Source organism: Brevundimonas sp. DW-iso22 (assembly GCF_058725425.1).
Genome location: NZ_JBZXEB010000003.1, coordinates 432,233 through 452,990 on the forward strand (window position 1 = coordinate 432,233; position 20,758 = coordinate 452,990).

22 protein-coding genes are annotated in these 20,758 nt (G+C 65.9%); 14 read left to right on the forward strand and 8 right to left on the reverse strand.

What is annotated here, in order from left to right:
• The first annotated feature begins 113 nt into the window (after nt 1–113).
• Both AC4PRM_RS05705 and AC4PRM_RS05710 read left to right on the forward strand, forming a co-directional pair.
• The gene (locus tag AC4PRM_RS05705) at nt 114–974 is read left to right on the forward strand and encodes a glutamate racemase (protein ID WP_492039107.1); all 861 of its coding nucleotides are present in this window, start codon (nt 114–116) and stop codon (nt 972–974) included.
• A 44-nt stretch (nt 975–1,018) separates the two neighbouring features.
• Nucleotides 1,019–1,561 (forward strand): hypothetical protein, encoded by a 543-nt coding sequence (locus AC4PRM_RS05710; RefSeq protein WP_492039108.1) that lies wholly within the window; start codon nt 1,019–1,021, stop codon nt 1,559–1,561.
• On the opposite strand, the gene ahpD is transcribed toward AC4PRM_RS05710, so the two are convergent.
• On the reverse strand, nt 1,558–2,091 hold the full coding sequence (ahpD, locus tag AC4PRM_RS05715; protein WP_492039109.1) for an alkylhydroperoxidase, AhpD family: 534 nt from the start codon (nt 2,089–2,091) through the stop codon (nt 1,558–1,560). The genes AC4PRM_RS05710 and ahpD overlap by 4 nt on opposite strands.
• 153 nt (nt 2,092–2,244) lie before the next feature.
• The gene (locus AC4PRM_RS05720) at nt 2,245–2,799 is read right to left on the reverse strand and encodes a peroxiredoxin (RefSeq protein WP_487921339.1); all 555 of its coding nucleotides are present in this window, start codon (nt 2,797–2,799) and stop codon (nt 2,245–2,247) included.
• Between the two features lie 222 nt (nt 2,800–3,021).
• Between AC4PRM_RS05720 and AC4PRM_RS05725 the strand changes: the two genes are divergently transcribed.
• The 8 genes from AC4PRM_RS05725 (at nt 3,022) to AC4PRM_RS05760 (ending at nt 8,621) form a co-directional block, all read left to right on the forward strand.
• Nucleotides 3,022–3,927: an SIMPL domain-containing protein gene (locus tag AC4PRM_RS05725; protein WP_492039110.1), complete on the forward strand. Its 906-nt coding sequence runs from the start codon at nt 3,022–3,024 to the stop codon at nt 3,925–3,927.
• Nucleotides 3,927–4,355: an HIT domain-containing protein gene (locus AC4PRM_RS05730; RefSeq protein WP_487921341.1), complete on the forward strand. Its 429-nt coding sequence runs from the start codon at nt 3,927–3,929 to the stop codon at nt 4,353–4,355. The genes AC4PRM_RS05725 and AC4PRM_RS05730 overlap by 1 nt, the downstream gene beginning before the upstream one ends.
• 118 nt (nt 4,356–4,473) lie before the next feature.
• Nucleotides 4,474–4,947, forward strand: coding sequence for a succinate dehydrogenase, cytochrome b556 subunit (gene sdhC, locus AC4PRM_RS05735; protein WP_373256576.1), 474 nt, complete (start codon nt 4,474–4,476; stop codon nt 4,945–4,947).
• Nucleotides 4,944–5,348, forward strand: coding sequence for a succinate dehydrogenase, hydrophobic membrane anchor protein (gene sdhD, locus AC4PRM_RS05740; protein ID WP_492039111.1), 405 nt, complete (start codon nt 4,944–4,946; stop codon nt 5,346–5,348). Before sdhC ends, sdhD begins: the two co-directional genes overlap by 4 nt.
• Before the next feature lie 4 nt (nt 5,349–5,352).
• A complete protein-coding gene (gene sdhA / locus AC4PRM_RS05745) occupies nt 5,353–7,137 on the forward strand; it encodes a succinate dehydrogenase flavoprotein subunit (protein WP_492039112.1) in 1,785 nt (594 codons plus the stop codon).
• A gap of 2 nt (nt 7,138–7,139) precedes the next feature.
• Nucleotides 7,140–7,937, forward strand: coding sequence for a succinate dehydrogenase iron-sulfur subunit (locus tag AC4PRM_RS05750; RefSeq protein WP_492039113.1), 798 nt, complete (start codon nt 7,140–7,142; stop codon nt 7,935–7,937).
• 40 nt (nt 7,938–7,977) lie between these two features.
• Nucleotides 7,978–8,298, forward strand: a complete 321-nt coding sequence (locus tag AC4PRM_RS05755; RefSeq protein ID WP_492039114.1) for a 2Fe-2S iron-sulfur cluster-binding protein — start codon at nt 7,978–7,980, stop codon at nt 8,296–8,298.
• The gene (locus AC4PRM_RS05760; protein ID WP_487921688.1) at nt 8,295–8,621 is read left to right on the forward strand and encodes a PilZ domain-containing protein; all 327 of its coding nucleotides are present in this window, start codon (nt 8,295–8,297) and stop codon (nt 8,619–8,621) included. Before AC4PRM_RS05755 ends, AC4PRM_RS05760 begins: the two co-directional genes overlap by 4 nt.
• Before the next feature lie 74 nt (nt 8,622–8,695).
• Here the strand turns inward: AC4PRM_RS05760 and AC4PRM_RS05765 are convergent, their stop codons facing one another.
• The 5 genes from AC4PRM_RS05765 to AC4PRM_RS05785 all read right to left on the reverse strand — a co-directional run bounded on the left by AC4PRM_RS05765 (nt 8,696) and on the right by AC4PRM_RS05785 (nt 14,177).
• Complete coding sequence (locus AC4PRM_RS05765) at nt 8,696–8,914, reverse strand: hypothetical protein (protein WP_492039115.1); 219 nt, start codon at nt 8,912–8,914, stop codon at nt 8,696–8,698.
• Nucleotides 8,915–9,160: 246 nt separating this feature from the next.
• Nucleotides 9,161–10,147 carry a helix-turn-helix transcriptional regulator gene (locus AC4PRM_RS05770; protein WP_492039116.1) on the reverse strand — a complete coding sequence of 329 codons (987 nt, stop codon included), beginning with the start codon at nt 10,145–10,147 and terminating at the stop codon, nt 9,161–9,163.
• A gap of 82 nt (nt 10,148–10,229) precedes the next feature.
• Complete coding sequence (locus tag AC4PRM_RS05775; RefSeq protein WP_373256566.1) at nt 10,230–10,823, reverse strand: peptidase S14; 594 nt, start codon at nt 10,821–10,823, stop codon at nt 10,230–10,232.
• An 87-nt stretch (nt 10,824–10,910) separates the two neighbouring features.
• Nucleotides 10,911–11,750, reverse strand: coding sequence for a haloacid dehalogenase-like hydrolase (locus AC4PRM_RS05780; RefSeq protein WP_492039117.1), 840 nt, complete (start codon nt 11,748–11,750; stop codon nt 10,911–10,913).
• 90 nt (nt 11,751–11,840) lie between these two features.
• Nucleotides 11,841–14,177, reverse strand: a complete 2,337-nt coding sequence (locus AC4PRM_RS05785) for a sensor histidine kinase (protein ID WP_492039118.1) — start codon at nt 14,175–14,177, stop codon at nt 11,841–11,843.
• Between the two features lie 97 nt (nt 14,178–14,274).
• Between AC4PRM_RS05785 and AC4PRM_RS05790 the strand changes: the two genes are divergently transcribed.
• The 4 genes from AC4PRM_RS05790 to AC4PRM_RS05805 all read left to right on the forward strand — a co-directional run bounded on the left by AC4PRM_RS05790 (nt 14,275) and on the right by AC4PRM_RS05805 (nt 17,884).
• Entirely contained in the window at nt 14,275–14,691 is a 417-nt protein-coding gene (locus AC4PRM_RS05790) for a metallopeptidase family protein (protein WP_492039119.1), read from the forward strand.
• A gap of 619 nt (nt 14,692–15,310) precedes the next feature.
• The gene (gene rlmN / locus AC4PRM_RS05795; protein WP_492039120.1) at nt 15,311–16,474 is read left to right on the forward strand and encodes a dual-specificity RNA methyltransferase RlmN; all 1,164 of its coding nucleotides are present in this window, start codon (nt 15,311–15,313) and stop codon (nt 16,472–16,474) included.
• Between the two features lie 135 nt (nt 16,475–16,609).
• Nucleotides 16,610–17,053: a DUF350 domain-containing protein gene (locus AC4PRM_RS05800; protein ID WP_487921352.1), complete on the forward strand. Its 444-nt coding sequence runs from the start codon at nt 16,610–16,612 to the stop codon at nt 17,051–17,053.
• A 9-nt stretch (nt 17,054–17,062) separates the two neighbouring features.
• On the forward strand, nt 17,063–17,884 hold the full coding sequence (locus AC4PRM_RS05805; RefSeq protein ID WP_492039121.1) for a S1 family peptidase: 822 nt from the start codon (nt 17,063–17,065) through the stop codon (nt 17,882–17,884).
• A 3-nt stretch (nt 17,885–17,887) separates the two neighbouring features.
• On the opposite strand, the gene AC4PRM_RS05810 is transcribed toward AC4PRM_RS05805, so the two are convergent.
• Nucleotides 17,888–20,740: a M16 family metallopeptidase gene (locus AC4PRM_RS05810; RefSeq protein ID WP_492039122.1), complete on the reverse strand. Its 2,853-nt coding sequence runs from the start codon at nt 20,738–20,740 to the stop codon at nt 17,888–17,890.
• Between the last annotated feature and the right edge of the window lie 18 nt (nt 20,741–20,758).

A 20,758-nucleotide genomic window follows, 5' to 3' on the forward strand; every position in this document is an offset into this window, starting at 1 on the left:
CGGTATTTCATGGGGTCTGAACCCTACATAAGCCGTTTGCGACGGATGTGTCACATGACACGGTCGAAATCTTGAACGTGGACGCCGCGCGGCCTCGACGGTAAAGCCGCGCCATGGCGATAGGCGTATTCGACTCTGGTGTAGGTGGGCTGACGGTCCACCGCGAACTGACGCGGCGGTTCCCCGACCGCGACTTCGTTTATTTGGCCGATCAGGCCAACGCTCCCTATGGCGGGCGCGGCGGCGAGGAGATCGTCGATCTGACACGCGCGGGCTGCGAGCGACTTTTCGAGGCCGGGGCCAATGTCATCGTGCTGGCCTGCAATACCGCCAGCGCCATCGCCCTGCGCCGCTTGCAGCAGACATGGGTGCCCGAGGCCAGAGCGCGGCATGGTCGCCCGATCAATGTGCTGGGCATCATCGTGCCGACCATCGAGGCGGCGACCGGCCTGCCCTGGACCTATGAGGGCGAGCGCGACCGGGCCGAGGGCGAAAAGAAGCAGGCGATCGAGATAACCGGCGTCTTCTCCACAGCGGCAACGGCCATGAGCCGAGTCTATGAGATCGAGATCGACAAGCGGCGCGAGGATCTGGCGGTCTTTTCCGAACCCTGCCCCGGCCTGGCCGGTCTGATCGAACTGGGGGCGCCGACCGAAGAGCTAAGGATGGTCGTCAACGACCATGTCGACGCCCTGCGTCGCCGCATCGGCCGTCACCCGGACAAGGCCATTCTGGGCTGCACCCACTACGAGATCGTGGCCGAGCTGTTCGCGGCAGCCCTGCCCGACGGCACGCCGATCATCCATCAGCCCGAGGCGGTGGCTGATGCCCTGGATCGCTATTTCGCGCACCACCCGGAATTCGAGCTTGGACAGAGCGGCCGCCGTGACTTCCTGACTACAGGCACGCCGGGCCCGCAGAGCGAACGTGTCAGCCAGTTCTGGGGCGCGCCGCTGAGCTTCGCTGCGGCTTGACGTCGGTTTCCGGTCGTCGGCCTATGGCGGCGGGAGAATTTTCCATGCTCAAGACCCTCATCGCCACCGCCGCCCTGTCCCTGACGGCGGCCCCCGCATCCGCAGAAATCGTGGCGCGCACCCCTGACAGTTTCACCCTGCGCTACGCAGGATCCGTCGGGGTGGGCCGTGGCGACGTCTTCGGTGCCGTCGCGCTCATCAACGAATGGTGGGATGGCGCTCACACCTACAGCGGCGATGCGGCCAACCTGACTTTGGACACCGAGGTCGGCTGCTTCTGTGAGGCTTTGCCGGACGGTACGATGTTCGAGCATGGGCGGGTCACAGCATTTGACGACGACCATCTGACCCTCAATGCCCCACTAGGCCCGCTCAAGGGCCGCACCACCCGCGCCGACTTGACCTTTAGCTGGCCCGAAAACGACGCGCTGTTAGAGGAAGACGAAACAGGCGTCGTGGTGGTTTTCGTGGTCGAGGGCCCGGGCTTGGGTGCCTTTGCCGACGCCGTCGATACAGTGATGCGAGGTCAACACGAGCGGCTAATTCATCGGGCCGAACTCGCCGGGCCGGCCTCTTCGTTCGACTAGCCGGCCAGCGCCGCTTCCGACGCCACGATCCGGCTGGCGGCGTGGACGACGGCACCGATGCGCAGGGCGGCCTGAATCTGTGTGTTGGGTACGCCGTGCTTGCGCAGCTCGCTTTCGTGCGCGTCCAGGCAGGCCCCGCACCCATTGATGGCGCTGACGGCGGTGGACCACAGTTCAAAGTCCATCTTGTCGACGCCCGGATTGGCCAGCACGTTCATCCGCAGCCGCGCCGGCAGGGTGGTGTACTCGTTGTTCTTCATCAGGTGCAGCGAGCGATAGTAGATGTTGTTCATGCCCATGATGGCGGCGGCCGATTTGGCGGCGCTCAAGGCCTCTGGCGACAGGACGGTCGCCGCCTGGGCTTCGAGCGCCTTCACGACGGGGGCGACGCCGACGGCATGGGCCGAGGCCAGGAAGGTGCCCCACTTCTGCTGGTCGTTCAGCACGCTTTCATTGGCCAGCGACGACAGGTTCAGCGAAATGTCCTTGGCATAGGCCGGGATAAGGTCGCGCAAGGTGTCGATAGACATTCGTTTTCCTTCGGAAAGGGGTCGGCTATCGCTCGACGCGCGGCGTCTCGCTGCTTGAGCCGAAGATTTCGCGAGGCGATCAGCGGCCAGTGGCTGCGGTTCGCAGCGGGTGACCCGCCACTAGCCACTCGTCACTGGCCACTCATCAACTTCTTAGGCCGCCAGCACCTCGCCGCCGACGGGGCGGTTGCAGGCGCAAAGCTCGTCGGTCTGCAGAGCGTCGACAACGCGCAGGGTGTCCGCCGGGGCGCGGCCCACGTTCAGGTTGGTGACATAGACGTGCTGCACGACGTTGTGCGGATCGACGACGAAGGTGGCGCGCAGGGCCACACCTTCGGCTTCGTCCAGGATGCCCAAGTCGCGGGCGAACTTGCCGCCGTTGTCGGCGAACTGCCAGATCGGCAGCTTGTTCAGGTCGGCATGGTCGCGGCGCCAGGCCAGTTTGACGAACTCGTTGTCGGTCGAGCCGCCCAGGACGACGGTGTCACGGTCGTCGAAATCACGCGCCAGCGAGGCGAACTCGGCGATCTCGGTCGGGCAGACGAAGGTGAAGTCCTTGGGGTAGAAGAAGATCACCTTCCACTTGCCCTCAAAGCTGTCCTGGGTGACCGCTTCGAAAGCGGACACGCCGTTCTCTTCGTGGCTGTTGAAGCCCGGCTTGACGCCGATGATTTTGAATTCCGGCAGTTTTTGACCGACGCCCAGCATAGGGTGCTCCTGAAACGATGATTGTGATTGGGGACGGCGGGGGAGCGCCGTTTGCAGGTGCGAAATGAGCGTTGCGCTGCACAAAGTCAATCGTTCCAGAGCGTTATCTCGATCAGTAATTTCTATAGCCATCATAGCCTGACCAAGTCTGACGATAGTCTTCCGATACCTTTACCATTGGGCATCCTCGGGCCAGTGTTCGACCACACCGGAGATTTTCCCATGCAATACCTTCTCGCTGCCCTGACCGCCTTGTCTGTTGCTGCGCCGATCATCGTGGCCGGCACCGCCCAGGCCCAGACTCCTCCGGCGACCATTGGCGATCGCTACGTCCCGGCCCCCTGGTGGATGCGCGATCCGGTCATCGCCTCGGTTGGCTATGTCCGCACCGAGGTCACGGCCAACCGCGCCGCCTTTGGGGCCAGCTTCCAGTCGGTCGAACGCACCGCCGCCGAGGCCTCGCGCAAGGCCGCCGATCAGGTCCGCGCCCTCAGCCAGGCCCTGGCGGCCTACGGGGTCGATGTCGTGCGGGTTGAGACGACGGTGTCCACCCGTCCTCTGTACGATCAGTACCGCGACGAGGCCGGCAACCTGCGCGACAACGTCCGGGCCGACCGCATCGAACGCTATGAGGCCCAAGCGAATGTCAGCGTGACGCTGCGCGACGTGCGCGTGCTGGAGCGGGTCTACGCCACCGTCGTGGCGTCCCAGCCGACCTCGATCAGTCCGGTCAACTTCAACCTGCAGCCTGACAACGCGACCAAGACCTGGCTGCAGGCCGAAGCGGTCAAGGACGCCGCCCGGCGTGCGCGCGAAGCCGCTTCGAACGCCGGCGCGACCCTGGGAGGTGTGCGCGTGATCGATCCCACTGGGCGCGCTTGCGAGACTGATGTGCTGGCCGGTTGGCCATCGTATGGTGGAGGCGCGTCGCAGGCCACGGATGTGGCCTATGCCGCCATGGAGGCCGCCTACGTCCCGCCACCGCCGCCTGCCGCCCCGGCCCCCGTCATGGCTACGGGGTCGCGCCTCGCGCCGTCGGAAGACCAGATCGAGGCCGCAACCCTCGCGCTGCAACCGCCGCTGCGGGAACTGAGCGATCAGGCCTGCGTCGTCTACGCCCTGAACTGATGGGCATCGAGTCCGAGTTTCTCGCCGATCCGGCATTCGAGGCTGGTTCAGTGTTGGCTGCCGACTGGCCGCTCTGTCAGGTGCGGTTGCAGGATGACGCGCGGTTTCCGTGGCTGATCCTGATCCCGCGCCGGGCCGGTCTGACCGAGCTGGATCAGCTGGAGCCGTCCGATTTGGCTCTGATGATGCAGGAGGTTATTCGCGCTGGAACTATCGTCCGCGATCTGGGGCATCGTCTCGAGCGGCCCGTCCAGAAGCTGAACGTCGCGGCCCTGGGCAATGTGACGGCGCAGTTGCATGTCCACATTATCGGTCGTCGTTCTGACGACCCGGTCTGGCCCGATCCGGTGTGGGGGCGGGGGTCAGCGGAGCGATGGGATCCCGGTCTGCTCGAAACCCTAATCGAGGCTCTCAGCCGGAACGCCTGAGCGATCAGTGATCACCCCGCGACGGTCTGGTGCGTTGACCCCCGGTCCCCTGCTGACTAAAGCCTGTTCACCGGCATTCCGTGCCTGAATTTTCACGGCTTTTTTGAGAACCGTTCGCATGTCAAGCTCCCCCCTGACGGGCGACCCCAGCAACGACCCTTCTGATGATCAGACCGGCCGCCTGGTGATCCAGCCCAACGGCCGACCGCGTCCGCTGTCGCCACACCTGCAGGTATGGCGCTGGCACGTGACCATGACCGCCTCCATCCTGTTCCGCGTCACCATCGGCGCAGCCAGCGTCGGGGCCGTGTTCCTGGTGGCGTGGCTGGCGGCGGTGGCGTTTGGCCCGGACGCCTTCGATGGTGCGGCCGCCTTCGCCGGTTCGCTTATCGGTCTGATCATTGGCTTTGGCCTGACTGTGGTGCTGTTCTCCCTGCTGCTGAACGGGGGACGCCATCTGATCAACGACACGGGCAATGGTCTGCAGATCAAGCCTGCCGACCTGCTGTCCAATATCGCGGTCTGGGGGCCGGTGCCGCTGGCGGTGCTGTTCTGGGTCGTCCTGTTCTCCACCGGGAGGGTGTCGCTGTGAGCGGTCGCGCTACATACAGAAACGGCGTACGCGTCTCCGAGCACCACGGCGCAGGCGAATGGGCCACCGAGCGGGTGGCATTGCTGCTGCTGATGCCGCTGGGCCTCTGGGTCGCGTCGAGCGCCTTCACCCTGGCCGGTGCCGACTACGAGGCGGTCACGGCCTGGTTCTCCAGCCCGCTGAACGCCCTCCTTGCAGGGGTGACGGCCGTGGTCTTCTTCGGCTTCGCCAGCCTGGCGTGGAAGGTCATCATCGAGGACTACATCCACAAGCCGGGCACCAAGGGCTTGCTGATTGGGCTGGTGAACCTGATCTGTTTCGCGCTGGCCGCTGCCAGCGTCTTCTTCATTGTGCGGCTGGCGCTAGGTTCAGCGCCGCTGCCGGCTGGTTTCGGAGTCTGACCGCGTGACCGCATACGAATTCGTCGATCACGAATATGACGTCGTCGTCCTGGGGGCCGGGGGCTCGGGCCTGCGCGCCGCGCTGGGGGCCGCCCAGCAAGGCCTGAAGGTCGCCTGCGTGACTAAGGTCTTCCCGACCCGCTCGCACACCGTGGCAGCTCAGGGCGGCATCTCCGCCTCACTCGGCAACATGGGCGAGGACAGCTGGCAATGGCACATGTACGACACCGTCAAGGGGTCGGACTGGCTGGGCGATCAGGACGCGATCGAATACCTGGTCCGCAATGCGCCCAAGGCCGTTTATGAACTGGAGCACTGGGGTGTGCCGTTCAGCCGGACCGATGAAGGCAAGATCTATCAGCGCGCTTTCGGCGGCATGACCCGCAACTTCGGCGAAGGCCCGGTGCAGCGCACCTGCGCCGCCGCCGACCGCACCGGCCACGCCATCCTGCACACCCTCTATGGTCAGTCGGTCCGGCGGGAGGTCGAGTTCTTCGTCGAATATTTCGGCCTGGACCTGATCATGCAGGACGGCGTCTGCACCGGCCTGACGGCGCTGAAGCTGGACGACGGCACCCTGCACCGCTTCCGCGCCAAGCTGGTGATCCTGGCCACCGGCGGTTACGGCCGCGCCTATTTCTCGGCGACCAGCGCCCACACCTGCACCGGCGACGGCAATGCCATGGTGCTGCGTGCCGGACTGCCGCTGCAGGACATGGAGTTCGTCCAGTTCCACCCGACCGGCATCTATGGTGCCGGTTGCCTGATTACCGAGGGCGCGCGCGGCGAGGGCGGTTATCTGACCAACTCCGAGGGCGAGCGCTTCATGGAACGCTATGCGCCCACCGTGAAGGACCTGGCCCCGCGCGACATGGTCTCGCGCTCCATGACCATCGAGATCCGCGAGGGGCGCGGCGTGGGTCCGAACAAGGACCACATCTTCCTGCACCTCGATCACCTGGATCCCAAGGTCTTGCACCAGCGCCTGCCGGGCATTTCCGAGAGCGCCAAGATCTTTGCGGGCGTGGATGTGACCAAGGCCCCGATCCCGGTCCTGCCGACCGTCCACTACAATATGGGCGGCATCCCCACGAACTATCACGGCGAGGTCCTGACCAAAGTCGGCGACAATGCCGACACCGTCGTGCCCGGACTGATGGCCGTGGGCGAGGCGGCCTGCGTGTCCGTGCACGGGGCCAACCGCCTGGGTTCCAACAGCCTGACCGACCTGGTCGTGTTCGGCCGTGCCGCAGGTCTCCGCGCGGGCGAGGTGGTGGACAAGGCGTCAAAGGTACCCGACGCCCCGGCCTCGACAACGGACGAACACCTGGCGCGGATGGACCGGTTCCGCCATGCCAATGGCTCGACCCCGACCGCGAAGCTGCGCATCGAGATGCAGCGCGCCATGCAGTCCGACGCCGCCGTCTTCCGCACCGGCAAGACGCTGGAGGAAGGCACCGCCAAGCTGCGCGCCATCCATGCGCAGGGGGCCGACATCAAGACCACCGATCGCGGCCTGATCTGGAACACCGACCTGGTCGAGACGCTGGAATACGACAATCTGATCGACCAGGCCCTGGTCACTATCGAAAGCGCGCTGAACCGCACGGAGTCGCGCGGGGCCCATGCCCGCGAGGATTATCCGGACCGCGACGACGCCAACTGGATGAAGCACACCCTGTCCTGGAAGGTCCCGGGCGAGGCGGTGAAGATCGACTACCGTCCGGTCCACAACTACACGATGTCGGACGACATCGCCTACATCGAGCCCAAGACAAGGGTGTACTGAAGATGGTCCAGCTTACTCTCCCCCGCGGGTCGAAGCCCTCCACCGGCAAGGTTCACAAGGCCCCGGCCGGTGCCAAGAACGTCAAGACCTACAAGGTCTATCGTTATGACCCCGAGGTCGATGCCGACCCGCGCTGGGACACGTTCGAGGTGTCGTCGGACGACCACGGCCCCATGCTGCTGGACGCCCTGATCCACATCAAGAACGAGATCGACCCGACCCTGGCCTTCCGCCGGTCGTGCCGCGAGGGCATCTGCGGCTCCTGCTCGATGAACATCGACGGCCGCAACACCCTGGCTTGCACCAAGGGTTGGGACGAGTGTTCGTCACATAACATCTCCATCGCCCCCCTGCCGCACCAGCCGGTGGTCAAGGACCTGGTGACGGACCTGACGCTGTTCTACGCCCAGTACGACAGCATCCAGCCCTATCTCCAGTCCGACGAGCCGGACCCGGAGACGGAGCGTATTCAGCTGCCCGAGGATCGGGCCAAGCTGGACGGCCTGTATGAGTGCATCCTGTGCGCCTGCTGCTCGACCTCCTGCCCCAGCTACTGGTGGAACCAGACGGAGTATCTGGGCCCGGCGGCCCTGCTTCAGTCCTACCGCTGGATCGCAGACAGCCGCGATGACGCGACGGACAAGCGGCTGGACGACCTCGAGGACCCGTTCAAGCTCTACCGCTGCCACACCATCATGAACTGCGCCCAGGTCTGCCCCAAGGGCCTGAACCCCGCAAAGGCCATCGCCGAAACAAAGAAACTGATGGTCGCCCCGGGACGCAAGAAGCAGGCGGCGTAGTCGTGTTGTGGTGCCCTATCGCTTCGCTACCTGAGGGCTGATGGCCAAGATCACCTATATCGAGCACGACGGCCGCGAGCATGTCGTGGAGGTCAAGACCGGGCTGTCCGTCATGGAGGGCGCGATCCGGAACAATGTGCCAGGGATCGACGCGGACTGCGGCGGGGCCTGCGCCTGCGCGACATGCCATGTCTATGTCGACGAGGCCTTCGCCGTCGAAACGGGCCGACCGTCGGCGATGGAGGAATCCATGCTGGACTTCGCCGAGAACGTTCAGCCCAACAGCCGTCTGTCCTGCCAGATCCGGGTCAGGGACGATCTGGACGGCCTGATCGTGCGCCTGCCCGAGAACCAGCACTGACCCAGACACCCGAGCGGCGGTTCGAGCCGCGCAGGTCGGCGCACAGTCGCGCCCTGATCGTCGCGCCGTCGGTGGAGCTTTCATGCCTGATCGTGGATCGATCCCCACGCGGGATGAAAATCCGCATGGACCGGGCCTTGTCCCTGCCGGCGCGGGTCATCGTGGTGGATCTGGAACAGGCCATCGCCATCGAGGCCGAAGTGGTGTGGAGCAAGGGCGTGGAAGCCGGAATGAAGGAAGGCGTCCGCACGTCCCTGCGCGGGCTGGTGCCGTCGCGACTTGCGGCGGCGCGGGCGGCCTGGATGCGATCGGGCGGTCGCTAGAGGCTGTCTGACGGATAAAGGTTGGAGTGAAGTCTGAGCCGAGTTGGACTGCGTCCCACACAGCCGATTTCGCACTAGTGGCGTGTCTGGCCGGCCGTCTGGAAATGTTTCGGTGCGGAGAGCGCGTCGGCATCGACGACAGGATCGTCACAGGCGACGGCGTTGTGCGGGTTCAGGCCGGGCTTGCGCGGGGCGGTCAACAGCCGGGACGCGCGGCCGAAGCTCTTGTCCTCGCCGATGTGGGTGTTGATGGGCGGGTTGTGACCGATGCCCTGTTTTCTGATCGTCGCCATGGTCCCCTCCTTTCCCGTTCGAGCCGTGGAAGGTCGGATCGAGCCCTGCCCGATCCGACATCGGCGTAGCCTCCAACTGGATGCACCTGCCCCGTCCACGATGGAAATCCCCTCGACCTCCAGCGCCGGGATAGGGGCGCGCCACCGGTCGCCCCGGACCGTGACCTCGCCGCTCAGTCCTGAACGCATTTTGCCGATACACCCGCGCTTGCGCGCCCGTTAGGACGACCGTCGCTGAATCTTGTATCAGCGTTCAGGGGCCGCACCCGTGCGCATCACCTGTAGATTGGTGGCCACAAGCTGGCGGTACTCGCGCGGGGTCATGCCGTAGCGGGCGCGGAAGGCGCGGCTGAGGTGGGCCGCGTCGCTGAAGCCCAGCCTGTGGGCGATGGTGCCGATGGTCTCGTGTCGATAGATGTCGACCAGGGCCGCGCGGGCCCTGTCCAGCCGACGGGTCAGGACAAAGGCCTGGACTCCGCCATCCTTGTGGAAGGCCGCGAACAGGCGGGCGCGCGATACGCCCAGCGCCTTGCAAAGGGCCTCGACCCCGACATCCCCCTCGACCAAGCGCCGCTCGATCTCTTCCGATGCCCGCAGGTGCAGCGCCTCATCGGCACTGATCAGGGGGGTCGTCGAGGGTCGGGCCGCTTTCAGCACGGTGGTGATGAGCTCCAGAAAGCTCCGCCCCAGAGGCTCCGCCTGGGCCTGGGTCAGGGTCGGCATGGCCCTGTAGACCTGTTCGCAGAAGCCGATCAGCAAGGCGGCCTGATCGACGGTCAGGACCAGGGCCCGAAGGTCGTGCAGGGGCGCAAACCAGGCCTCGGCCACCGGACGCGGCATGATGATGCTGTAGGTAAAGCTGCCGGTCGACATGTGCAGGGATGGCAACGACAGGTCGTGAAAATGGCCCATGCCGGCGGTTTCATGAAAAGGCAGGCCGTCGATCTGGCCCTGCGCCTCGCCCCGCACCATCAGGTTCAGGATGATGGGATCGAAGTCGGAGTCGCGAATGTCCTGGATATGCCGTTCCCACCGCATGGCCGTGATGGTGGCGACGGCAAAGATGATCGGGCCCAGCTGGGTCGTTTCCCAGGTGGTGTTGAACGGCTCTGTGGGCTGGGTGCGGTAGATCGGGCGCTGGCGCGGCCAGTCCCGCAGATACCATCTTGCGTACCGCTCTTCCGGCGGGAATTCTTCGGTCGAATAGCGCAGGATCGGCAGCGGGTTCGACATTCAGGGTCCGTAGCAAGACAGATATGGCCGGATCGTCAAAAGGCTCAATGGGTCTGAGGTTGCGTCCGTCATTAACCCTACCTTAGAGCACCCCTTCGATCAGTCCACGCTGTCGTGCGTCCTCGGCCTCCAGATACCAGTTGGACGGGGCCCGTTGCAGGACCTCGTCCATGGTCACCTGCGACCCCAGGATCAGATTTTCGAAGCCTTCGTTCTGGATGGTGATCGAGTGTTCGATCTCGTGCAGCATGGCCTTTACCGATGCCACGCAGGTCGTCAGCGGCCCGGAAATCTCCAGCGCCTTGTCCAGCTTCCGTTCGTGGATCATCAGCCGCGTTCCGCGTGTGAGATAGCGGTTCTGGCGCGCGAAGAAGCTCATGAAGGTGGCACCCGCCGAATAGATGGCGGTGCGCCCCAGGAAGACCAGCCGACGTTGCGGCCTGATCTCGCTCTGGAACCGGATGTCCTCTCCCATGATGCGGGCCACTTCCGGATCGCCTCCCAGGGTCGACAGGGCGACGACGACCAGCCCCTCGCGCGGAGCCCCGGCCATCTGGCTGAGGAACCGATCGTACATGGCATAATCCACGGTTCCGGCCAGGACGACAGCGGGTGTATCGAAATCGGCGGATCGCAGAGCCGGTGTCTCTGCTCCATCAGGCTGGCAGGCTGTCATGAATGTTTCCAGGGCTGATCAATCGCCACGCATAGCGCGAAGGCAGGCGCGTCGTTCCCTGGCCTGATTGTCACGGTCGCTGGCCAATCAAAGCCCGGCAGGCATGGTTCCGGAGTTGATGGCGATGCGGCCGATCAGGCCCTTGACGATCAGGTCCAGGGCGGTGCCCTCGCGGTAGTCGGCGGCGGCGACGAAGTTGACGCGGTCCTCGGAGATCAGGGAATAGACCTTCTTCTGGTCCTTCTCGTTCGAACGGGGATCATAGACGGCGATCGAGAAGCCGCCCTTGGTGTGCATCATCTTCATGGTCGGCACGTCGGTGTCGCCGTCGCCCAGGAAGATCATCCGGTCGAAAGGAACGCGGCGGTCTTCGTCCGGGATGAAATGGTTGATCCGCTCGTTCTCCCAGTGATTGTTCACGCCCTTGTTGATGCGGAACAGGTACTGGGTCTTGGTCGTGTAGTTGACCCCGACGGCGGGCCAGGCGGCCTCACCGTTCTCGTCGTAGACATAGTGGGAGGCGAAGACGTGGGTCAGGGCGGGCCGGATCGGCGTGCCCTCGATCATCTCCTCCAGCCCCGCGGAGATGATGTAGTGCTCGATGTCCAGGCCGTATTGCGCCCCGAAGGCATTCATCCGGTCGAACCAGGACAGGTCCTTCAGGCCCTCGAACAGCGCGACCTCGCGCCCCTGCTCGGCCAGGGTTTCGCGCGTGATCGGCGCGCCGTTGTCGCGCGCATGGCGCAGCATCAGCTGCATATACATCAGTATGCCGTCGGCATCGGCGGCCTGGGTCAGAGCCTCGGCCTCGGCCCAGAAAGCCCCGATGTCCATGCCGATGGACGGGATGAAGCTGACCTCCTGCATGTTGCCGCGCGCGAGGGTGCCGTCGAAGTCGTAGATCAGGGCGGTCTTGAGGGGTTTCATAGGGGCTAGGGGCTAGGGGCTAGGGGCTAGGGGTTAGGGTCTAGGGAGGACTGCGGACTCTGGCTTCTACGCTTCCCTAGCACCTAATCCCTAATCCCTAGAACCTAGCCGCAACTCCGGTGCGGCCGCGGCCACCGTCGCCTCCAGCGGCAGGTGCAGGATGAAGGCGGCCCCCTTGCCGGGCTCGCTCTCGACCTCGGCCCAGCCGCCGTGCAGTTCGACCAGGGCCTTGACCAGCGCCAGGCCGACGCCGGGTCCGCCGCGCTCGCGCCGGACGAAGCGATCGAAGACGTGGGCCTGCAGGTGGTAGGGGATGCCGCGCCCGGTATCCTGGACCCGGATTCGCACTTCCGAAGTAGTGGCCTCGGCGCTGAGAGTGACGGCTCCGCCGTCGGCCACGGCGCGGGTGGCGTTGTCCAGCAGATGCTCCAGGCACTGGGCGATGCGACTGGCGTCGGCGCGGATCGGCTTCAGTCCGGGCGGGCATGAGACGGCCAGGGTCGCGCCCCGCGCCTCGATCCGTGCACGGACTTTCGAAGCCGCCTCGTCCAGCAGGTCGAAGACGCGGATGTCGCCCAGCGTTAGTTCCATCTCGCCGGCGTCGATCTGGCTCATGTCCAGCACGTCGTCGATGGAGCGCGCCAGCTGACTGGCGGCGATACGGATGGCCCCGGCATGCTGGCGGCTGCGCTCGGGCAGGTCGCCCATGGTTTCCAGCAGTTCGGAATAGCCGACGATGGTCGTCAGCGGCGTGCGTAGCTCATAGGACACACTGCCCACGAACTCGCGTTTCAGGGCCTGGCTTTCCTCGAGGGCCGCTGCCTTGGCGGCCAGTGCCTGTTCCAGATCGCGCCGTGCGGTGACATCGGAAAAAGCCACCAGGGTCGCGCCATCGGGCAGGGGCCGGGTCTGCCAGGCGGCGACCCTTCCGTCGAGTGTGCGTCCCTCGCCCGAGATCGGCACGCGGCTTTCCGGATCGGGGTCGGCGACCCGGGCCTTCAGGCCCAGCCACAGGGCGGGATCCGGCATGGTCTGCTGGCACAGGGCGGCGATGGCGTCGAACACGCCGGCTGTTTCCAGCTGATCCGCACGCAGGCCCCAGAAGGCCTCGAAGGCCTCGTTATGCAGCCGGATCCGGCCGTCGGATCCGAACACCGCGACGGCGTCGTTCAGCTTGTCCAGGGTGGCGGTCTGGACCTGGATCTGGGCATTGAAACGGCTGCGCAGTTTGAGTTCGTCGGTGATGTCCGAAAACAGCAACAGCACCCCGCCCAGCGGGTGGGGTTGGCGCACGATGCGAAGGGTGCGCCCGTCCGGCAGCGACCAGCTGTCGTCCGGTGCAGCCTCAGCGGCCCCGTAGAACTCCAGCTCGTTCGCCTTCCAGCCGGCGTAGTCGATGACCTCGGGCAGCTGGCGGCGCTGGCGCAGGGCGTCCAGCAGTTCGGCATGGGTCGGCCGCTCGTCCAGCCAGGCCGGATCGATGTTGAACAGCTGCTGGAAGGCGGTGTTGTGAAACGCCAGCCGTTTGCCGGGCCCGAAGATGGCCACGGCGTCGGCCAGATGGTTCAGGGTCTCGTCGTGCGCCTCGACGTGGCGGCGCAGGGTGTCGCGCGTCTCTTCTGCCTCGGTCATGTCCAGGGCGAAGGCCAGGACCGCGCCCGCCCCGCCCTGCACCGGTTCGGCCACGATGCGCCAGGCCCGACGGCGGCCGTCGCCCGTGGTCCAGCGAAAGCCTTCCTGATGCTGGCGCAGGCGAGCGGCCTCGGCGACGATGGCATCGGCCCCTCGATCAAAGCTCAGTCCCTGTTCACGCGCGGCGTCCAGACTCTCGGCCTTGAGCTCCGCCAGCCATGCCTTGTTGGCCCATGCCAGCTTGCCCGAGGCGTCGGTGATCCATGTGGGGGCCGGGTAGGCTTCGGCCAGCAGGCCCAGTCCGCTTTCGGCCGCCGTGCCTACCAGGGCGAGGCGAGACAGACGAAGCCATGCCGCACCGGCGGATGATCGCCCTTCTACGGTCCAGGCTGCCGTCGCGCCTTCAAGTACGCCGTCGAACGCCTCGCCGCGCTCTATGAGAGCATCGACACGTTCGGCCTCTATCCGCCGCACGGCGTCCAGAACGATCAGGGCCGGATCGGTATCGGGGGCCGGGGTTTCCAGTGCCAGTTCGGAGACGATGGCCCGCCAGGCCATTTCGGACCCCAGGCGTCGTGTCTGGCCGTCAGGCGTCAGGGCCAGGCGGACATCCTCGAAGGCGGCCAGGGCCCCGTCGCGGTCGGCCAGATCGACATGCGCCGTAGCCAGATCGGCCTCGGCCTTCAGCGCCCGTGTGGCCAGTTGTCCACGCAGCCGTGCCGCCCAGGCGCTGAGCGCCAGCGCAAGACCCGCAGCTCCCGCGGTCGCGACATAGGCGATGTGGGCGTCGGCCATCCCTGATCCGTGAAGCGGAGCCCCGCGCCCCGATTCGGTAACCATAACCCGCGCTGCGTGATTTGCGAGGAGGGCGCGGACATCTGATATGGACGCCATGACCGACACAGCCTCCTCACCCTGGACTGACCAGACCGCCCCGTCTCTGGACGACTTCGCCCGGCTGGCGCGCGAGGCGTTCGATGCCCTGCCCGCACCATTCGGGGCGCTGGCGGGGGACGTGGTCATTCGTATCGACGACTTTGCCGACGAGGAAACGCTGGCCAGCTTCGGGATGGAGGACCCGTTCGAGCTCACGGGTCTGTATCACGGCGTCGATATCGGCCTGCGCGACGGCATGGGGGCGGCCCCTGAGCCGTCACGCATCTTCCTGTATCGTCGCCCGATCCTGGACGAATGGTGCGAGCGTGGTGACGTGGGGCTGTCGGAAATCATCGCCCATGTGCTGATCCACGAGATCGGCCACCACTTCGGTCTGGACGACGAAAGGATTCACGAGCTCGAGGCGGAGTAGTATAACGCTCAATCAGCGCAATTTATTAGTCTTTTGGCTCCAACCGTACCTGCGGAGAAATTATAGGTACTCCGTCCGAAGTTAGCTGCCGATTGATGACGAACACCGTCCCATTTACCAGCGACATGATATCGAGACGGATAGGCTCCTCCGGCAGCACGACCCCGCAGCCTTGTTCGCCGTTTTCAGTCAACCCTTCGAGCACCAGAACGGTTCGCGTTTGAGGTCCGGCCGGACCAGTTTCCTCTACGCGCCATTTGCCTTGGGTAACCAACATACCGGCCTGCGCGGTGAAGTCTCCACTGCTAGCTAGGCTCCAGCTGACTTCACACCCTTCGCGCCATCGTTGAGGCGGTATCGGTTGGAGCTGATAGGTTCGAGCATACTCTGAGGATACGTCCGTGACCGGCTCTTGCGGCGTGCTGAACGCTACGGTCAGAATCGCAAGTGTCGCTATCAACATTTTCTAGAACCTTGTCGCAAGCGGAGTAACTAGCCGTGTCGAGAGCATCAGTGCAAGAAGACTGCGTGGGCACATAAGTCCCTCATGCCGCCCTGCCTTAAATCCTGCCCGATCTGTGGTATAAGGCCCGCCTCCCGCCCGTCCAGGATATCGCCCTTGAGCCTCTCGCTCGACCTTACACGCACGACCGCCGCTGTGGCCGGACCCGTAAACCTGGCCGGCCTGACGCGCGCGGGCCTGCGTCAGGCGCTGGTCGATGCGGGCGTCTGTCCGCCCGAGAAGGCCAAGATGCGGGCGAGCCAAATCTGGGGCTGGATCCACCATCACGGCGTCACCGACTTCGCCCTGATGAGCAATGTCGCCAAGGACATGCAGGCGAAACTGGCCGAGGCCTTCACCCTGGCCCGGCCCGAGATCGTCGAGCGGCAGGTATCGAAGGACGGCACCCGCAAATATCTGATCCGCACCGCGCCGGGCATCGAGGTCGAGGCGGTCTATATTCCCGACGTGGGCCGCGCAGGCGCTCTGTGCGTGTCGTCCCAGGTGGGTTGCACCCTGAACTGCACCTTCTGCCATACGGGCACCCAGAAGCTGGTGCGCAACCTGACCGCCGCCGAGATCGTGGCCCAGGTGCAGGTCTGCCGCGACGATCTGGGCGAATGGCCGTCGCCGATGGAGGACCGCCGCCTGTCCAACATCGTCTTCATGGGCATGGGCGAGCCGCTGTACAATCTGGACCATGTCGCCGACGCCATCGAGATCATTTCTGACCCGGAGGGTATCGCCCTGTCGCGGCGTCGGATGACGGTCTCGACCAGTGGCGTGGTGCCGCAACTGGGCCCACTGGGCGACCGCACCCAGGCCATGCTGGCCATCAGCCTGCACGCCACCAACGACGCCTTGCGCGACGTGCTGGTACCGCTGAACAAGAAGTACAATCTGGAAGCCCTGATGGCGGGCATCCGGGCCTATCCGGGCCTGTCGAACGCGCGACGGGTGACGTTCGAGTACGTCATGCTGAAGGGGGTCAACGACAGCCCGGACGAGGCGCGGGCCCTGGTCAAACTGATCGAGGGCATTCCGGCCAAGGTCAATCTGATCCCGTTCAACCCCTGGCCCGGCACGGATTATCAGTGTTCGGACTGGGGCACGATCGAGCGGTTCGCCGCCATCCTGAATAAGGCCGGTTTCGCCAGCCCGATCCGCACGCCGCGTGGTCGCGACATCCTGGCCGCCTGTGGCCAGTTGAAGTCAGAAAGCGAAAAGGAGCGGGCGTCGGCGCTGCGCAAGGCGGAACAGGCGACGGTCGAGGCCGCCTGAACCCCTAGGTACGGGCTTCGGACGCAGGCTCCGGACACAGGGTGACATCTTTGTTGATGGACTGTGTCCCCGCAACGCTTGCGGAATGAGGCGAAAAGCGGGCAAGCGTCTGCAACTTCTGATCATCGGATCACCATGGACGCCTCGACCCTCCCTCCCGTGCTGGACAGCGCCGAGTTTCAGGCGTTCGCCTCCGGCTTTCCGACCATGATCGCGCATCTGGCGGTGACGCTGGGCCTCATGCTGGGCGGGGCGTTGGCCTATGTCTGGATGACGCCGTGGAAGGAGATCACCCTGATCCGCCAGGGCAATGCCGCCGCTGCTCTGGCCCTGGCCGGGGTGCTGGTCGGTCTGGCCATTCCCCTGGCGGTCAGCCTGAATGTTTCGACCTCGGTGCGTGATATTCTTATCTGGGGGGTGGCGACGGTGGCCTTGCAACTGCTGGCCTTCCGCCTGGTCGACATGCTGCTGACCGGCCTGCCCCAGCGTATCCAGCAGGGCGAGATATCCGCCGCCATCCTGCTGGTCGGGGCCAAGCTGTCGACCGCGCTGATCCTCGCGGCGGCGCTGACGGGTTGAGGCAGGACGATGCCGCGTCCTCCCGACTGGTTGATCTATCTGGGTGTCGCCGGAGCCTTGCTGCTGTTCTCGCTGAGCAAGCGGGAGAATGCGGATGCGCCGGTCTCGACAGCGCCGGAAGAGACCGAGGGCGCGCTTCTGGGCCCCGTCACGCCCTTTGATCCGGCCGTCACGGTCAATGCACCGGACATTCCCTTCCAGCCCTCCTCGGGCACGGCCTTCTCTGTTGCCCGCGCGGGACGCTGGATCACAGCCCGCCATGTGGTGGAAGGCTGCCGTCAGCCGGCCATTCTGGTCGGAGGTGGCCGTGCGGTGGCCGCCGACGTGCGCCTGGCCTCACGCGCCGATATCGCCGTCCTGATCACCGACGGCGGGACGGCGGCCATTCCGGTGACCACAGACCGCGATCTGAGGTCCGGCCAGCGCGGCTTTCATCCCGGCTATCCCCAGGCCCGGCCAGGCGAGGCGACATCGCGCCTGCTGGGGCGCGAGACCTTGCGCGTGCGCGGGCGGGGCCAGCGTGATGAGCCGGTCCTGGCCTGGGCCGAGGTTGGGCGCACCGACGGACTGGGCGGAACGCTGGCAGGCCTGTCGGGCGCACCCGTGCTGGATCGTCAGGGCCGGGCCGTAGGGGTCACCATCGCCGAGAGCCCGCGCCGGGGCCGCATCTATACCACCTCACCCGAGACGTTCGGTCCCGCGGTGCGCGGTATCCAGACCCCGACCGAACGCCTGCGCGGGCGGTCCATCGGCATCGACAACTACGGGGCCGTTGCCGACGACCTGCGCCGGGATCTGAAGGTGGCGCAGGTCGTCTGTCTGTCGGCCTGATCCCTACTTCAAGGCCGCTGCGTCGAGGTTCAGGTCTGTCAGCGGGATGACCTCGACATTGGGGTATTTCGCCCGCAGCGCCTCGATGAACTGGGCCGCGTCACCGACGATGACCAGGCTGGCCCGGTCGACAGGGAGATGCTCGGCGAAGGCCGCCTGCATGGCCGGTCCATCCACCGCCTCCACACTGGCGGCATAGGTGGCCAGTTCGCTCATGGGGATGTCGTAGAGCGCCAGGCCGGCAACGGCCCCGCCCAGACCATCGACCGTTTCCAGCGATTGGCCGAAGGCCCCGGTCAGGATGGCGCGGCGGGTGGTCAGTTCGCTCTCGGTCGGCTGGGTCGCGCCCAGACGGCGCACCTCTTCCAGGATCAGGTCCGCGACCTCGACAGCCGCATCGTTGCGCGTCTGGGCCGAGGCTGTGAACAGGCCATCGTCCCGGCGAACGCCGAGCGAAGATCGCGTGCCATAGCTCAGACCCCGCTTGATGCGGATTTCCTGGTTCAGCCTCGAGGTAAAGCTGCCGCCCAGCAGGGTGTTTCCAACCGTCAGCGGGAAATAGGCTTCGTCGGACCGGGGCACGCTGCGCAGGGCGACGGTGACGGCGGCCTGACCGGCTCCGGGCTGGTCGATGACCACGACGCGCGGGGCCAGCGGAGCCCCGGCCGGATCAACGGCGGGGCTGGCGGCCTGCGCCGGTTCGGCCCAGTCGCCGAAGGCCTGCTGGGCCAGGGCCCGGGCCGCATCGGGGGTGATGTCGCCCGAGAAGACCAGGGTCGCCTCTGACGGGCGATATCGGGCGGCATGGAAGGCGGCGATATCTGCGCGCGACAGGCCGGCGACGGTGGTCAGGGTGCCCCCGCCAGGTGCGCCATAGGCCGCATCGCCGTAGACGACCCGTCCTGCGGCCTGGCCGGCGACGGGACCGGGTGTGGACAGGGCGATCCTCAGCCCGTCCAGGGTCTGGGTGCGCTGGCGCTCCAGTTCCTCGTCGGCAAAGGTCGGATTGCGTACCAGATCGGCCATCAGGGCCACGGTCTGGGGGAAGACGTCCGAGGGGGCATTGGCAAAGACATTGGTGAAGTCGGGCCCGTCCCCGGCTCCGACCGATGCCCCCAGAGCTTCGATCTGGGTGGCGATCTCGGGAGCCGTGCGGCTGGCCGTGCCCTGGGTCAGCAAGGCGGCCGTCATGGACGCGAGCCCGGCCTTTCCAGCCTCATCATCCGCCGATCCGGCATCAAAGCTCAGACGCGCCGACACCAGCGGCAGGCCCGCTTTGGGGGCGACCAGCACGCGCAGGCCGTTATCCAGGCGGAAATCGGCGACCGTCGGCGTCGTCGGCGAGACCGCGGCGGTTACCTCAGGCATGGGGGCGCGCTCCGCCTCTGGCAGCAGGGTGAACAACCGGCCGACCGGGGCCAGATCCGCGACCTTGACCGGGGCGTCGACGTTCAGCGTCTGCTGGGAGGTCGGGTTGGCGTCATCTGCGGCCAGATAACGGATGGTGATCGACCGCTCCGGCGTCAGATAGCGGTTGGCGACCCTCTGGATGTCGGCGGCGGTCACGGCCTGGATGGCAGCGATCTCCCGGTCGGCGTAGGCGGCGTCATTGCCGTTGATCAGGGCGAAGCCCAGCACGACGGCACGGTCGTCGATGGTTTCGCGGCTGCGCAGGGCACTGGCGACCAGCTCGTTCTTGGCCTCGGCCAGTTCGGCGTCGGTGACCGGTGCGTCGCGGAAACGGGCGATCTCGGCGGTCAGGGCGGCAATGCCTTCGTCGGGCGTCTTGCCGCCGGCCAGGATGGAATAGGCGTACAGGGCCCCCGCCTGCTGCGAGAAGTCCGCGCTGGAGCCGATAGAGGCGGCGACCTGCTGATCGTAGACCAGTGACCGGTACAGGCGGCTGCTTTCGCCCGTCGACAGGATACCATCCAGCACCGTCAGCGCCGCCCGGTCCTCGCCGACATAGGGGATGGTCGGATAGGCCAGCACGACCGCAGGCAGAGGCACGTTCGGCGCATGGAAGGTCGCTTCGCGCGGGCCGGTCGGTTCCGGCTCCTTGACGTCATTGACCGGCAGCGGACGGTCCGGATTCTGGATCGGGGCCATGTACTGGTCGATCCAGCCGTTCAGCTGGCTCTCGTCGAAATTGCCCGCCACGATCAGGATGGCATTGTCGGGCCGGTAGTAGGTGGCGTGGAACCGGCGGACATCCTCGATCGTCGCCGCATCCAGGTCCTCGATCGAACCGATGGTGGTCCGGCGATAGGGATGCTCCTGATAGATGGTCTGCGGCAGGAAGACGCTGAACAGACGGCCATAGGGACTGGCCAGGACGCCCTGGCGGTACTCCTCCTTGACCACGTCGCGCTCGCTCTCGAACACGTCCTCGTTGACGACCAGCGAGCCAAGGCGGCTGGCCTCGGCGAAGATCAGCCGCTCCAGATGGTTGGCCGGAATGGTCTCGAAATAGGCGGTCACGTCGTCGCTGGTAAAGGCGTTGTTGTTGCCGCCGACGTCCTCGGTCAGGCGGTCAAACGTCTCGTCCGGGAAATCCTTGGTCGCCTTGAACATCAGATGTTCGAACAGGTGGGCAAAGCCGGAGCGGTTAGCCGGATCGTCCTTGGACCCGACCCGGTACCAGACCTGGACCGTGACGTTCGATGTCGAGGTGTCGCGCGCCGTATAGACCTCCATGCCGTTGGCCAGGGTCCGCTTGGCGAAGCCCAGCGGCGGCACGTTGATGCCTGCGGGGGCCGAGGCGGTGACCGCATCCTGCGCCATCGCTGGCGAGGCGGCGGGCAGGCCTATCAGCAGGGCGGCGGCGCAGGCGGTCAGGATCAGGCGGGACTTCATGGGGCGGCTCCGAGCGCC